Below are 16,671 nucleotides of genomic sequence, written 5' to 3' on the forward strand. Positions count from 1 at the left end.
TTGTGAAATACAAGATAGATAGGTTTGTCCTTAATTTCTATATTCCTGAGGGGTCACACCAACATGTTTTTTAAAAAAACGAGTGAAATATCCAGAAGTGCTAAAGCCAACTTCCTCAGCTATTTCATGAATCTTAAAAGAAGAATTTTGTAAGAGTCCCTTCGCTTTTTCTACTCTAAGCTCTGTAATATAATCTGATATATTTTTCCCAGTATACTGTTTGTACAATGTTGATAAGTAAGAGGGGTTCATGTATACAAGATTTGCAAGTGTGTTTAAAGATAGATCCGTAGAAAGGTTTTCAGGAATATATTTATTTAGTTTTTTAATAACATGATGTGTTTTTTCATCTTGTGTTAGGTAATTGCGATAAACCTCTGACTCTTTTGTTATTTGTTCTTCATCACATTTGATGATTAACATTTCTTGCCCGTTACCAAGACCAAGATCCATAGTTTGCTTTATTTGGCTATAAACCATCTCCATATCATCCCAATTTATCGGCTCACCAGTACACACAAGTGAAATAGGCAACTCTAACAACCGTCTGCACCGACCCTGAATACTCTCCATAGACCCAGTAACATAAGAAAGAGTGTCTTCCCAAGGATTAATAGAAGCTAGAGGTAAATTAAATGAAGCACTTTTATTCAATTTGGGTTGTATTAACCAGATTATTTCTGACTCTTCCATTACTATCGATTGAATTTGAACACGATTCAAATTTTCTTCAACTATATTCTGAACCATATGCATTAGCTGTAATTGAGTTGAAAAATCCTTGTGCTCGTCCCAACAGTCTACCCTTCCCCCCAAAAGAAGAACTTTCTCATTTAAAGATAACTGGATTTTCAGCTCATGGAATTTCTGTTCATTTAAGTTCATATGCACTCTTTTAGGATCTATTACTTCCATGAACCATTGTTTATGAAGGACGGGAAGTGCCTGTAGAAACTGTTGTTGAGCATTTATCAATATTTGGTCATTTTTCACATCAGCATTTATCTGTGCTATTGCATTGTTTATACTTCTTAAAATGGATTCGTCCCCTTCTGTCTTCAGTATATAATCTGAACACCCAAAGCGTATCGCCTCCTGAGCATAGTGAATATCACCAAAACCAGTAAGGAATATTACCTTACATTTTGGCCACCGGTCAGAAATCCATCGTTGAAGTTCCAAACCATTCATACCAGGCATCCGAATATCGCTGATGACAATATCCATTTTTGTAGATAATAATCTCTGAATGGCTTCGTCTGCTGAGTATGCCATATATAATTCAATGTCCAAAGAAGTTAATTCAGATAACATCTCAAATAGCCCTTCAACGATATAAGGCTCGTCATCAACGATTAATAACTTTATCATATTAGTTACCCTCCAATGGGATGATCATCTCAACCTTCAATCCGTTATGTTCATTCATGCTGAGAGTGATGCCGCCTTTACCGCCATATTTAATCTGAATTCTACGATGAACATTTATGATTCCAGTACTTTCAGCTACTTCTTTGGGATTCTGCAACATAGTGTTTAGTTCAACAATTTTCTCGTTGGTCAATTCACCGCCGTTGTCCTCTACCGTAACAATTAGATACATTTCATTTAATTTTGTTTTAACATTTATCCAAGCATCTTTTGGTTTCTTTTCTAGTGCGTGCTCATAAGCGTTTTCGATGATAGGCTGTAGAATTAGCCTTGGCACTATAATAGGTAAAGCCCCTTCTGGAATCTTGTCAAAATGTACACTGATTCTATTTGCAAATCTCATCGTTTGAATATCTAAATAATTCTTGGCATGTTTCGCTTCCTTTTCATAAGGGATTTCATCTGCACCATCCCTTGTAATAAACTGAAAGTATTCTCCTAAATAATTGGCTAAAAGAATGATATTTTCATGGTCTCTAAGCTTAGCCATTCTATACAAAATAAAATACGTGTTATAAAGGAAATGCGGGTTGATTTGGGATTGTAAATGTCTTAATTCTGATAAGCTTGCTCTATACTGCTGCTCATAAACCTCATGGACGAGTATATCTAGCTGGTGTACAGTGGAATTAAACTGGTCATACAAATACCCGAATTCATCATTAAGGGGGTACTTTAAGGCTATATCAAAGTTTCCCTTTTCAATATTGCGGAACGATTGTATCAGGTTTTTTAAAGGTTGATGAATCATTCTGAAAATTAAATAAGAGAAAATCATAATCAGAGCTAATGAAGCAATTGACAGCAAGAGGAGCCATCTTTGATAGTCTTGGAGGGAATTGTTAATTTCGGTTGAAGGGACAAACATACTCATTCTTATATCAAGCCGTTCAGATTCCTTATGTGCAACCATATAGAATTTATCACCTATTTTCACATTTCGAATCGAGGTGAAATTTGCGTTTCCTATCTCCTTCATTTCTTGTAAAAACAGCTGCTGGCCCTCTCCCTTTAAGTCTTCTGCTACAATCGAAGGGATATTTCTACCGTCTAAAACCGCAGCACCGCCACTTTCGGTAAAACTCTTCAGTGCTGATGCAAGTTGTGGCCTCGAAACCTCCACTACCAGCACAAAAGTTTGTTCCTTGCTGATACTGGGATCTGGATATGGAATACTTATAAATATTTGATCACCCATTTGAATAAACGGTGATTCATATAAATTTTTTAATTTCTTTAGTGAATCAAATTCTTCTCTGTCTAGCTCTGTAATCGCATCCACATTTGAGGACACAGTCCTGTCAATTAAGGGGATCATAACAAAAGCGTTTTCAACGAATTTACTCGATCCTTTTAGGATATCGAGCCGCTGTTTTAATCGGAGAATCGCCTTATTTTTCTCCAATTCAGACATAATTTCTGCAGAAGTACTTAGATCCAGTAAATCTTCGTCATTTATATATTCTTTCATCAATTCCATCGTTCGGTTAAAATCAGAGTCTAGTAGTTCCATATATAGATTAACCCTTGAATCAAGTGAATGAGCAATTTCCTCTTTCACATGTTGTGCACCAGACTCATTCATCATTATGCCAATAATGTAAATCGGCGAAAGGACAAGTAAAAATGTTAATACTAGTTTTGGATAAATCTTTAATGAGTTAAATTTATTGAAAATGAACATGTTACCACCTCTAGTTCCTGATACTCCCTAATTGGAAAAGACCCGATTCATACAGAAGAACTGCAAATCTGGGTCCCCGTTCTATTACTTTATATATATAGTTAATACCAGTAGGATAGTCCCATTACTTGACAGATCCGGCTGTCATTCCTGCAACAATCTTCTTGTTGAAGATTATAAACAAGATAAGCGGTGGAATAGAAATTAATAGGACATTAGTGAACAGCAGGTTCCACTTTGTAATGTACATACTCATGAAATTATAAAGTGTTAACTGTAATGTGGCATTTTCTGCCCCAGGAAAAAAGTATAAAGGATTAACGAAGTCATTGTAGACGCTAACAGCAGTTAATACAATGACAGTGGCAGAAACTGGTTTTAACAATGGTAAAATAATATTGAAGAATAATCGAAACTTTCCACAACCATCAATTAGTGCAGCCTCATCCAGCGACCTTGGAATCGTAACCATGAACCCTCGATACAAAATAATCGTAAAGGGCAAATTTAGTGCCACCTCTATTAGGACTATTCCTGGCAGTGTTTTAAACAATCCGATTTCTTGCAGTACCCATATGGTCGGAACAACAGCTGGGGGAATAATCAGCCCCGCAAGTATCAGAAAGTTAAAAAAAGGAGTCACTTTCGTCACTTTTCGCTGCAATACATATCCAGCAGCTGCACCGAGGATGATTAATAGAATGATAGACAAACCAGTGATCATTACACTATTAAAGAACGCACGAATAATCATTCCATCTCTCGCCGTGATGACCTCTTGGATATTTTCCATCAAATGAAAGGAACTAGGCCAGTTCATATTCAATAAAGAAGATTCCTGTGTATTTTTAAACGCATTAATAATGACAAAATAAAAAGGAATTCCAAAGATTGCTAATGTTGCCAGAACCCCGAAAGCTTCAATAAAAATCTTCCATAGCTTCTTGCCTGTTTTGGTCTTACTTTTTTTATTTATAATGGGGTTTGTTTCAAAATCCCCCAATACGACCTTGCTCATTATAAATCCACCTCTTTTTTATTGAGATACGAATATAGAGGGAATGCTAAGGCAGAAACCAGTATGAATAAAATAACGTTACCTGCTGTTGATAGACCGAAAAAGCCAGCCTGATACTGCTTATATATAATAGAGGCAATCAAATCCGTACTGAATCCTGGTCCTCCTTTTGTCATTGTCCAGATTAAATCAAAAGAACGTAACCCTCCAATAAAAGAGAGAATAATAACTGTGTTCATTGCAGGACGGCTAAGCGGTATTATAATGCTTTTAAAATTATGCCATGCATTTCCGCCATCAATTTTAAGTGCCTCATAATAATCCTGTGGAATCGACATAATACCAGCGATGAAAATGACAGTCGCCATCCCGACACCTTTCCACACATCCACTAATGCAACAGATAAAAGGGCAATATCGGTATCCCCTAACCAGTCAGGACCGACAATTCCTAAACCTGAAAGTACAATATTAATAATTCCTTGTGAAGGGTGCATCATCATCGTAAAGGCAATACCAACTGCAATTGTACTTAACAGTGTCGGAAAAAAGATCATCGAACGAATAAATCCTACTGTTTTCAACTTGGAACTTAAGTACACTCCGAGCAATAAGCCTAAAATAACTTTCAAACCACTTGTTACTACTGCATATATTAATGTGTTTTTAAAACCAATATTTAAAGATGGTTCTGATAAAAAGGTTTTAAAGTTTTCCAGACCTATAAATTCCCAATCTGTTAATGTCCACCATGTCATACTGAAAAACAGGGACATAATCGTTGGCAACAAGAAAAAAATAAAATAAATAATTCCTGCCGGTAATAAAAAGTAATACGTATAGGTTTTATTTGCTAACTTATTCACCTGCTGCTCCTCCCTTCAACCCTTGAGAAAATAGTAGCCCTGCTAGAATCTAGTCAGGGCCAATGATTTATTGATGAAAATGATTTTTTACCAACCTTCAAGACCTAGTTGTTTTGCTTGTTTTTCAACATCTTTATCGTATAGCTCTGCGCCCTCTTTTGCAGAACTAATTCCACTTCCAACCTGTGTTGTAATTTGCTCCAAGCTTGGACCTTTAACAGGGCTCAAGAATTCAAGAGCTGGAGCATTATTACCCGCATCAAAGTACTGAATCATGTCTTTCACGGCTGGGTACACATCATCAGGAAGTTCTACACCTTCAATGGCAAACGGTCCAGTCGGCGGAATTTTAGATGAATAGATTGTCACACCTTCTTGAGAAACATAAAACTCTAAAAATTTCTTTGCTGCATCAATATGCTCACTATTTTTGTTAATAAAGATACCTGCTGGCATCCACACCGTTAAACCATTTTTGTCTGCACTGTCACTTGGCTGAGCGAAAACTCCGATATCTTGCATTTTGTCTGGGAAGGTTGTGGCAAGATTTGCTAATGCAAACGTAATCATTGGGTAATGGGCTCCCTCACCGTCCGCTAACATTTTTAATCCTGCATCATAGCCAGTAGCTAGGAATTCTTTATTCATGAAACCAGCTTTAAATACTTCTTCTAATTTCTCAAAGCTGCGAAGTGCAGCAGGAGTAGTAGCGATTTTTGCCTTGTTTGCAGTAAAATCTTCTGCAAAAGTTGGATTTTCTTGAAGGACATTGTAGTTATCAGCAAGAACAATAACTTGGGAAGTCCAAGTATCCTTGTATGAACCAATAACCGCTGTTTTACCAGCTTGTTTAATTTTTTCGTTGTTAGCCATCAGTTCATCCCATGTTTTAGGAACAGAAAGGCCAAGGTCTGCATAAACCTTTTTGTTATATAACCAGCCGCCCGCATTTGTCGGAGTACCTGGAATTCCAAACACTTTACCATTTGCAGAAACGGCTTCTTTGTAATCGTCCATGATAGTTTCCATGAAAGGTTCTTTACTTAGGTCGACAAAATTTTGCTCAGGATTTAGTGCCTGCAGTTGCGATCCTGAGTTATTCCAAACCAAATCTGTCATGTCTCCAGTTGCAAGACGTGTCTTGATAATATTATCGCCCTCAGACCCGCCCGGACGAGTCTCTATTTCTACTTTTATATTATTTTTCTTTTCAAATTCATCGATAATTGCTTCAATACCATCTAGTTGTGTTTGGTTATCGATTAAAAATGTTACCGTTTCTGTTTCTGAACTCTTTCCATCACCGGAACTGGTTTCTTCATTGCTGGTACAGCCTGCTAATACTCCCGCCATTAGTGCACTGCTAAGTAATAATGGTACTAATTTTTTTCTTTTAGTTTTGAACATCCTTTTTCCCCCTTATAAAGTGTCTAATCTAAAATTACCTGGCAATTACTTGGTGATATCTCTATTTTAAGCGCTTTCAAAAGAGTTTTTAAGTGATGCTTTTTTTGGATATACGTCTGATTTTTTTAGATATGGTACATAAAAAGGTCCTCTTTCTTTTTTAATAGAAAGAAGACTCATAAATAACTTATCTATTACCAGCCTGTGAGTCCCAGTTCTTTAGCTTGTTTCTCTACATCTTGGTCGTATAATACTGCACCGGCTTTTGCTGATATTTGCCCGCTGCCGACTTGTGTAGTTATTTGGGGCAAATTCGGCCCCTTTAATGGGATAAGGTTTTCAAGTGCCGGAGTGGTGTCTCCAGATTCAAAATAAGGTAACATATCCTTCACTGCAGGTATGATATTAGCTGGGAACTCCATCCCCTTTAATGCGAATGGACCGACTATAATTTTCTTGGAATGATATGTTTTTACTCCCTCTGGAGAAACAAAATAGGTTAACCACTTTTTTGCGGCTTCAATGTTCTGCGTATTCTTATTTACATAAATAGCTGCAGGCATAAATACGGTCATTCCATTTGTTTCAGCGCTGTCTCCAGGCTGAGGGAAAAAGCCAATATCCTGAATTTGGTCAGGATGATTCTTTTCGATTGCATTCAGGATCCCTGAGACCATCGGATATTGTACTCCAGTCCCTTCTACCAGCATATTTACCCCATCCATATAAGAGGCTGTTTTAAAGTCACTATTTAAATATCCTTTTTGATATACTTCTGATAATTTCTCAAAGCTTCTTAATGCTGTGGGTGTAGTCGCAAACTTCGCTTTATTGGCAGCTAAATCCTCAGCAAATGTTGTGTTTTGAGCAATGACATTATGATTATCAGCAAGGACGATAAGCTGAGAGGTCCAATCATCCTTGTATGTACCTATCACTGCCGTTTTACCAGCAGCCTTAATTTTGTCACTGTTTACGATCAATTCATTCCAAGTTTTTGGTACAGAAAGTCCGAGTTCGCGATAAACCTTTTTGTTATACAGCCAGCCACCTGCGAGTGCATTCCCGAATGGAAGTCCAAATACTTTGTTATTAACCATAACTGATTTTTTAAACGAGTCATAGACATTGTTCATAAAAGGCTCATTCGTTAAGTCAACAAAGTATTGCTCTGGATTGAGCGCCTGTAAAAGCGAACCGGAATTATAAAAAACCAAATCAGCCATATCACCTGTCGCTAAACGGGTTTTGATTACCTCGTGACCTTCAGCTCCACTTGGCCGTGTTTCTATTTCTGTTTTAATGTGATATTTTTCTTCAATATTTGCCGCAACCGCTCTGATGCCATCCTGTTCTATTTGATTATCAATCAAAATACTAATGGTACTCTCTTTGGGGTTGGTTGTATTTAATATCCTTCCTTCGTTGCTGCTGCAGCCTGTCAAAACACCCAAAAATAGCACTATTATTGATAATACCGTTAAAACTTTGCTACCGATTAACATACTCATTCCCGCTTCTTTCTTCATTAGTAGTTGTTTATTTATTAATGAGTATTAAAAAGAATCTCGATATTGACCAGGATTTACCCCAACCTGTTTCCTAAATAATTCAGAAAAATGCCGGTACGTATGGTAGCCCACCTTTTCACTTACATCAGCCACCTTATACCCTTCCTGTAAGAGTCCCTTCGCCCGCTCAATCCGAAACTTAGTTAAATATTTTATATAGGAAATCTTCATTTCTTCTTTAAAGAGAAGGCTAAAATAAGTAGGATTCATTCCTACATACTCCGCCACATCCTGTAAAGTTAAATCCTTAGAAAAATTTCTTTCTATATATACACAAGCTTTTTCTACTGCATCATGCTTCTTATCTCGTCGAATCCGGAGGAACCAATCCATAATCATTTCCATTTGATTCTTGAGCCAATTGAACATTTGCTCCTTTGTATTCAGCATCCTAACTTCTATATGGGGCAAGTAATTTCCCTGACTGATTTTTGAAATATCTTCCCCTGTTTCTTTCGCTATTTCCATTCCAAGATAAATTAACTTTAATATTTCCCTCTCAATCAAATCTGGATTTAATCGCTGGGATTGGATTTTGCTAATAAATTCATTAAGTTGCTTAACTAGCCCAGCTTTATCACCTGTACGCAAATAAAAAATGATAGACTCTTCCAGTTCAGATAGATCACCAGGTATATTTGGATTCTCTCCAATCTCCTCAAATCGTGTCCATCCTCCCTGTTCCAGAAAGTGACCATATCTTAATGCCTGCAGTGCTTCTTTGTAGCTTTTGGGTGCATCCGTAAGGTTCTGGTAAGTACGGCCAGAACCTATCGATATCCCATTTTCACCAGGCCAATATAATAATTGCTTCAAAAGGGATGTGGTATCAACATCATAATGAAATATGACAAGTAAATGTTCTGCTCCATTCCGGACATAGACTGGAAGATAAGTGGGGTCATTTGGCAAGTCTTGAATTTTTCCTGATAGCGCAAGGACCGTGATCCCGACAACATCCATTGAGTATTCTCCAAAACTTTTCCCCCACTTAGGAAAAGCATCCCCACCCTGAAGGAGTAAATCTAATGTGGCTTTTTCTATTAGCTCGTTACGGCTATCCTCCCATTTTTCTTCAAGTGATAAGACGATTTTCTGCTGTTGTACTTTTTCTTGTATTTTTTTAAGCGTTTCCTCCATCATGGGAATGGTGATCGGCTTATCGAGATAATCAGAAACACCAAGCTTTATCGCTTTTTTTACATATTCAAATTCATTAAAACCGCTAAAAACGATACATATAATTTCTGGAGCAGCGGCGAGAATCTTCTCCACAACCTGTAAACCGTCCATCCCAGGCATTCGTATATCAGTAAAAACAATGTCCGGTGAGTGGGTTTCAACAAGATCAATAGCAGCATACCCATTACTAGCTGTTCCGACTAATTCTATTCCGTATTTTGACCAGTCAATCATCCTTTGTAAACCTTGAAGGACTATGTATTCGTCATCAAAAATCACTGCTTTTAACATATCTAATCCCCCCGAACATCACGAAATTTAATCTCTATACATGTTCCTACATTTACCTTACTGGTTACTGTAAGTGAACTATCTTGTCCATAAAACAACATGAGTCTTTCACGAACGTTTTTAAGTCCATAACCAATTTCAGTAACACTCAAATCCTCTATTCCGACTCCATCATCACAGATCGTGAAAAGAATCCATTCATCATAAATTCTCCCTTTTAACTCAATACACCCTTCCCCAAATTTTGGCTCTAAGCCGTGATAAATCGCGTTTTCTACAAATGGCTGGAGCAGAAGCTTAAGTATAGGTTTATGTAGTAATTCCGGATCTACATCTTCGATATAACGAAAACGGTCCTTGTAACGAAGATTTTGTATTGTTAGATAGTGGTGGATATGTTCCAATTCCTTTGCTATAGGAATCTTATCTTCTCCATTATTTAGACTTAATTTAAAGCTCTCCGATAATGCTACCGCGATTTCCGCGATTTCACGGTTGTCTTGCAAGATTGCCATCCAATAAATAGAGTCCAAGGTATTGTATAAAAAATGTGGTTTTATTTGAGCTTGTAAAGCACGAAGTTCTGCCTCCCGTTCCTTTAACTGGGAATGAATCAGCCGCTCATTTAACTCTTTATTTTCAACGGTTATTCTTTGAAATGTCTCCCCGATTGCTCCAATGGTATCAGCCTCATGATCTTCACCAGATCCCCACAGCCCTTTGGCCCAGTCTATTGTCATTCTCTTTAACTGCACCCATGGTCTTGCAACTTTTCCAGATAGAATGAAAGAGAATAGCAGCGCCATAAAAGCGATAATAGAAGAAATACTGGCAGTAATAATTCCAATTTTATTAGACTGCTTTAACAGGTCCTTTTCTTTGGTTATATTCGCGAAGGTCCAACCAGTTGTTTGGTTTGTATAGCTGCTAATAAGATAACCTTCCTGTTTCAATTTTTGAAACGTGGTCTGGATGTTTTGCCCCTGACTCAGATTGCTATCCACCGTGGATGGATTACTAAAAACGGTATTTACTTCATTCTTTGAAGAATCAATAACAGCAATAACACTTTCACTATCATCATTTATGACTCTAGAAAACATTGTTTTTTTAATATTAACAACTAGTAAGCCAATCTGCTTTGGATTAAAGACATTTTGCGGGTCACGTAACAGTTTGACCGATGAAAAAGTGGTATCATCCTCTGCAATCGCGAGGACATTATAACTGAAGAATATCGGTCTTCCTTGTGCATGAACACTCTTTTTATACCAATACGAATTTGAAATATCCTTATATATTTGGCTAGTATCATAACTTCCAATACTATTATGATTGCCGTAACAAACAGGGCGAAACTGAACATCAAACAGACAAACAGAATCAATATCTTCTGTATCAATAAAATAACTGGAAATTAAATCTTGCATCCGTTTTGTTGTGTTCTCGTCTAAGACATTCTTCCCTATTTCTGAAAAAGCAGCGCTATCCACCAACTCCTGGCGTACACTAGTGCTCCATGAAATAACCCGTTCCATATTAATTATGTTTCGAAATAATAGATCAGTCACCTCACTATATGACTGTAGATTATTTCCGGTAGTTTCCAACTGATTTTGAACTAGTGTACTTTTGGCAATATTGAAAGAAATAATACCTAGTAAAATAAGTGGAAAAATAGATAAACAGATCATGATGAAAAAATATTTATATCTAATCTTGTCACCGTAGAAATGGTTTCTGACTCTTCTGAATATTTTTCTCATGATCGTCCACCTTATCAAAAGTTATGTATCTATTTTTATATTTTTATCATAAACCGAAAAATAAAGATTTTCTATATGAATCTTTACTTTATGCGTCTCGAAGAAAAAATAGAGCACAGCCCCTGCGATTGGCAAGGGCTGTATTTCTATTACTTATAACAGGTAATACTTTTACTTTACCTTAAAAGCAAGGCTGTCAATCCGAAGGTCTGGTGAATGGAATTTGACATAGATCGTATGCTGTCCCTTTGGTGCATTTTTACCCAAGGCAACTGTTACATCAGTGTATCCTAACTCATTTACCGTTACACCGGCATTTTGTATGGTATACGTTTTCTGGCCGGTGGTTGGAACATTGATTTCCGCAAATGGAGCGCTGTTTACAGAATCAGCATGCAAGGTAATCTTTCCGCCAGCTGCATCACTAGCAACAGAAGCTGTTACCAATTTCGAGCCTGTAAGAACTACTTTTGGCAATGCTACCCAAGATCCATTTTCTTTTGAACGGACAGCATGATATCCGCCAACGACTTTCTCGGCTTTTAAGCTCTCTGCGGTTCTTTGTTTAGATACTTCATGATAGACTACTTCGTTAGAAGCAAATGCATGGTCAAAGACATTAAACGGCTTATTTGCAGGCAGCGCTGCAAGAGATTCGCCGGCTAGCTTGATTTCCTTCTCTGCTTTGACATCCTTTGATGAAGATCCTACCATTAACGTATAGTTTCCTTCTTCAGCAATGAAATCACCTTTATTAACATCCCAGATAGCTAAATCTTTAGGATTGACGGAAAGGGTCACTGTTTTTGTTTCACCTGCAGCGAGGGAAACTTTTTCAAATGCGGCCAGCTGCTTTTGTGGAGCATAATTGCCGTAAACGGATTTATTATTTTTTGCATATAGTTGAACAACTTCTGAGGTATTTACATTTCCGTTATTTTTGACATTTACACTAACTTCAAATGTAGTCTTTCCGTCAGCATTTACCGGTGCAGTGAAATCACTGTATGTGAAGCTGCTGTATGAAAGACCATATCCAAACGGATAAGTAACCTTTGCATTCGTGTACATGTATGTTAGTTCTTGTTCGATAGGGTCTGCATTCGTCATATCCACTTTAAAACGCGGGTCGATATCTGCAAGTCCAATTGTTGTATTCCCCTCAGGGATAGAATACTTACTGATTGCTGGAAATGCGGACATATCTGCATACCAAGTAGAAGACAATCGGCCTGTTGGTGCATAGTCACCGTATAGAACTTGAGTTAGTGCTGTGCTGTCATACTGTCCGCCATATGGCTGGTAGACGATAGCAGATACGTTCGGATTGTTTTGAATCTTTTCCATGCCAACAGGGAAGCTTGTTTTGACCACGACTACCGTCTTTTTCCCTTTTGCGGCAAATGCAGCAGAGACTTTATCTACTAGTTCGTAGTCTGCACTACTCATATTCAAGTCAGAGCGGTCATTACCTTCCCCTGCACTGTGGCGTGGAATTGCTCCGACAAAAACAACCGCATAGTCGTCCGTTTCTGCACGTTTAACAGCTTCTGAGCCTACTTCTTTAACAACGGTTTCTTCAAATTTCACTTCATCATTTCGGTTAGCTGCGTTTTCTTTATTACCAAGCGGTGCTGCAGATGTTTTCAATTTCCCATCAGAACCCGTGGCAATAAAGCGCCCATTTGAATAATACCAGTTGGCGAAATCCCCTGAGAAACCAGTCCGGAATCCGCTGGCGATTAGTGAAACCGATTTATCTTCATTTTTCTCTACACGAATGGTTGGCGGGATTGCACTCGTTTGTCCGACCATCTGCGCAAGGTCCCAGTCGTTGTTGGTAAGGTTTAATGCTGTATTATTTGAATTTTCGACTGCAGAGTTATTTGCATTTGGTGATGTTACCCAACGCCCGTTCTTTACTGAACGTAAGCTGGACCCTTCCTGTCCCCAATTGTAAACCTCGAACAAGTGGGCAGGGTTATTTACATTTAAGGATTCGGAAGTCGTCACAAGTTGAGAACCATTAGCAACGTTAGGAGCATTAACGTCAGCTGAGACGGTTTTGCCGTTTAATTTTGATTTCAATGCAACAACTTTAACTGCTGGGTCGTAGGATACATTGCTTGCACCATTGGCTTTAATAATAGCCGACAATGGTGAGATTCCAGAGTTTTCAATACTTGGAGTTGTTCCTACAGAATAGGTAGTTTTGAATCTAGAATCTGCATAGACACCAGAAACTGCAGCTTTCTTATTTTTCTCAAGTGGCAGCGTGCCATCATTTTTAAGGAGCACGATACTTTCTTGAGCAGCCTGCAAGGCTACTTCTTGATGTTCAGGTGCATTAAACGTTGCCGGTACCGTTCTTACATCCTTTGCTTCTTGTGCAAAAGGGTAATTTTTTGGAAAGCCATTTTCATCTACTTCATTAAAGACACCAACACGAACTAATTGGTTAACATGCTGCCGTGCAGCTTCTATTAAATCTTCTTTCGTAATACCATATTTGCCTTGCTCAACTGCACCTACTAAAGCAGCAACATCTGCCAATGCAAACTGTGGGTTCGGTCCTGGGCGCCCTGCATTAGCGTTTGCCAAAATCATTAAGATCGTTGCATTCGTTCGATCCGTTGCATAATGCGTGTCGTAACCATTTCCTTGTGCTCCTTGAAATACAAGTTGGTCTCCATTAAAGTCCGGAGAACTATAAACTCCGTATTTTGAGAAATTATTGGCATGAATTTGATACGGGGAAAGGATGTTAGGTATGCCGTTGGTACGGCCAAATGATGTCATTACTCCCGCAACTGAGCCGGTGCTAAGCGCTTTTAAAGGACTGCGTGTTTGATATTCAAAAATTGATCGTGCTCCTGCACTATTATTCGCACTTTGGCGGAACCACTGTGCATTATATACGGAGAAGTGTTTTGTTCCGACTGCCGCACGCATCCAGAACCCATCGTCACTCTTTTGTTGGTCTGTTCCACTAAGACCAGCAGCCATTCCGTCAATCATCTCAGCAGCCATATGAGCATCTTCCGAGAATCCCTCGTCAAATCTCCCGCTCAATGGATTAATCCGCATATCACTTACAACCGTGAAGGCAACGGTGGCCGAGGCATTGGCACCACCATGAATGTTTGATTCTCCCTGTTTTACCTTAAGAGTACTGATTTTTTCACTTCCCATTACTTTTCCGATATCAGAAAGGAGATCTTTGTTCCAGGTTTGCCCCATTCCAACTAATGCCGGAAAGTCTGTAGATATCCCTTGAACGTTATCAGCTGCGGAAAGAGCACCCGGAATAACTTTTCCGGCATTTGTTCCACGCTGTAGAGTATAATGATTCCTCGAACCGGTAGCATAAACTGCTGGTCCTTCTAAGCCTGTGTATTCAAAGTAGGTGTCCACAAACTCATCCAGATGTTCAGGCTCACCATCAAACAAAGGCATTCCGTCAAATACACCGCCAACTTGTTTTTTAAAGACAATATTCTCTTCTGCTTGTTTCGCTGGTGCATGGAAGTTAACCAAACCTGTTGCAAGCGTAGTAACAAGAATGACTGATAGTGTTCTTTTTCCCAACGCAAAGAGGTGGGATTTCTTCATTCCTTTCACTTCCTCCCCAAATATAAAGCGTTTTCAAAATTCTGTTTATTTAATAAGGACCGGTCTCCTATATAAACATCATAGCCTATCCCCTAGTAGAACAGATAGTGTACGATTTTTTTGATTATGTAGGTATTTTTTAGGACAATCGAAAACAGGATAAACCTCCAAAAAAAGAACAACCCAGCAAAAATTTGCCTGGGTTGTTCGTAATATCTATCATTCTACAAATCATATTTTCTTATTAAATAGGTTGGGGTACAGCTCCAGGCATGACAATAACTGTTGATTAAATGGCTTCCATAAGGTGAAAAATCTTTGTTATTTGGATCATACAATTCCCAAAATGTATCCGCACCATATTGAATCATTCCGCCCCAATACGTTTTCATTTCAGCTTTTGCCTGTTCTTTATCTCCAGAAACAAGCAGTGCCTCGACAAGATGATGGTACATATATGGGGTAGCGATGCCAACCTCAGGTTTTTCTTTTAACAAATGATCCATAAGTTTCTGGTTCTCCTCCTTACTGAAAACTCCAGCAAGCACCATCCAAATTTGACTTGCCCAGGATACTTGACGTTCTGCACCGCTAATAAAGAATTGCTGCTGTTCATCCCACAAATGAGTTTTCGCAGCTGTCTCCATTTTTTCTAAACGGGCACTCAAAAGGTCCTTTTCAGGTGAATTCAATTCTTTGGCAAGTCGAATTACCTGTTTCATTGTATAAATTAATATAGCTTGAGAAGGAGTTTGTTTGTTTAATCCTTCCTGCCAATCAATGAATGACCACCAGTCAGCTGTGTCGATTAAAATATGGTTTTCATCAAGTCGTTCAAGCGCAATTTCAACCTGCTTATAAGCAGTTGGCCAAAGCTCTTGTAAAGTCTGTATATCACTTGTAGCAAAATAGTAATCATGTAAGGTGGAGGCAAAGAACAAGGAATAATCAAATAGATAAGTATCGTCAGCAATCAGTTTTGGCGCAACAAATACATTAGCTGGAACTTTCCCTTTGTCATCGGGAACACCTGCAAAAAGGTATAAACACCGTTTGACAAGGTCATTGTTTTTGAAGGTTTCATAGTTTGCTAATGCTTGCAGCCGTAAGTCGCCTAACCACAGTCTTCGATCTCGTTTCGGACCGTCTTCAAAAACATCCTGCATACAATCTGCCAGTGTTTTGATGCTGATTTCATCCATTTTTTGAAGCTGTTTATCTTGATGAGAAATTATTTTCACATTATTAGTATTGGCGGATGAGACGGCACGACATTCTACATTTTCAAATACAACACGATATTTTGGCGATGTATCCATTACCTCAAATTTCACATACCTGAAGCTATACCGGCGCGGTAAATTAATTTCGGCTGGCAGTACATCCACAAAAATCGTTTCTTCCTGGAGCCACGAGCTGCTAAGCCATCCATTGTAGTTTTCAAATGGTTCCGCAATTTCAACCGGCATTTCACCAATTGTTAGCTTCAATTTAAGAGGCGCATCCGGTGGACTTCCCTCTGGTCGAATATTGATAGAAAGATACCCAACCTGGTGGTCACCAAAATCAAGAATAACGGAATCACCTTTTCCGTATACACAGTTATCTAGAGTGGAAGCAGGAGCAACAAACTCCGACTTCCAGCCGTGAATCACTTCTTTATCGCTTTTTATTTCTACCATTGAAATTGGCGTTACAATCTTTTCATTAAGGAGAGGTTTTAAATTTTCTGCTTGGTCGATAAAAGGCTCATTTCGTACTATTAAATGATTTTGTAGTTTTTGAATGCTCAAAACACCAACTCCTGATTCGATGATATTAATTAGTTTATTTCAATCGAAAA

At 38.3% G+C, this 16,671-nt stretch carries 10 protein-coding genes; all 10 read right to left on the reverse strand.

Features of this window, described 5'->3' with window-relative positions; genetic code table 11:
* Window positions 1–30: 30 nt before the first annotated feature.
* Entirely contained in the window at window positions 31–1,371 is a 1,341-nt protein-coding gene (locus tag ABC255_RS19740; RefSeq protein ID WP_412996187.1) for a response regulator transcription factor, read from the reverse strand.
* 1 nt (window position 1,372) lies between these two features.
* Window positions 1,373–3,115 (reverse strand): sensor histidine kinase, encoded by a 1,743-nt coding sequence (locus ABC255_RS19745; protein WP_412996189.1) that lies wholly within the window; start codon window positions 3,113–3,115, stop codon window positions 1,373–1,375.
* Between the two features lie 124 nt (window positions 3,116–3,239).
* The gene (locus tag ABC255_RS19750; protein ID WP_412996191.1) at window positions 3,240–4,133 is read right to left on the reverse strand and encodes a carbohydrate ABC transporter permease; all 894 of its coding nucleotides are present in this window, start codon (window positions 4,131–4,133) and stop codon (window positions 3,240–3,242) included.
* Window positions 4,133–4,999 carry a carbohydrate ABC transporter permease gene (locus tag ABC255_RS19755; protein ID WP_412996193.1) on the reverse strand — a complete coding sequence of 289 codons (867 nt, stop codon included), beginning with the start codon at window positions 4,997–4,999 and terminating at the stop codon, window positions 4,133–4,135. Before ABC255_RS19755 ends, ABC255_RS19750 begins: the two co-directional genes overlap by 1 nt.
* A gap of 87 nt (window positions 5,000–5,086) precedes the next feature.
* The gene (locus tag ABC255_RS19760) at window positions 5,087–6,406 is read right to left on the reverse strand and encodes an ABC transporter substrate-binding protein (RefSeq protein WP_412996195.1); all 1,320 of its coding nucleotides are present in this window, start codon (window positions 6,404–6,406) and stop codon (window positions 5,087–5,089) included.
* A 194-nt stretch (window positions 6,407–6,600) separates the two neighbouring features.
* Window positions 6,601–7,935, reverse strand: coding sequence for an ABC transporter substrate-binding protein (locus tag ABC255_RS19765; protein WP_412996196.1), 1,335 nt, complete (start codon window positions 7,933–7,935; stop codon window positions 6,601–6,603).
* A gap of 27 nt (window positions 7,936–7,962) precedes the next feature.
* Complete coding sequence (locus ABC255_RS19770) at window positions 7,963–9,450, reverse strand: response regulator (protein WP_412996198.1); 1,488 nt, start codon at window positions 9,448–9,450, stop codon at window positions 7,963–7,965.
* Between the two features lie 2 nt (window positions 9,451–9,452).
* On the reverse strand, window positions 9,453–11,216 hold the full coding sequence (locus tag ABC255_RS19775) for a sensor histidine kinase (protein ID WP_412996200.1): 1,764 nt from the start codon (window positions 11,214–11,216) through the stop codon (window positions 9,453–9,455).
* Between the two features lie 171 nt (window positions 11,217–11,387).
* Window positions 11,388–14,804 carry a glycoside hydrolase family 3 C-terminal domain-containing protein gene (locus ABC255_RS19780; RefSeq protein ID WP_412996201.1) on the reverse strand — a complete coding sequence of 1,139 codons (3,417 nt, stop codon included), beginning with the start codon at window positions 14,802–14,804 and terminating at the stop codon, window positions 11,388–11,390.
* A gap of 248 nt (window positions 14,805–15,052) precedes the next feature.
* A complete protein-coding gene (locus ABC255_RS19785) occupies window positions 15,053–16,621 on the reverse strand; it encodes an alpha-L-rhamnosidase-related protein (RefSeq protein WP_412996203.1) in 1,569 nt (522 codons plus the stop codon).
* Between the last annotated feature and the right edge of the window lie 50 nt (window positions 16,622–16,671).

This window comes from Neobacillus canaveralius, from assembly GCF_047237705.1.
In the GTDB taxonomy this organism is placed as follows: domain Bacteria; phylum Bacillota; class Bacilli; order Bacillales; family Cytobacillaceae; genus Neobacillus; species Neobacillus niacini_K.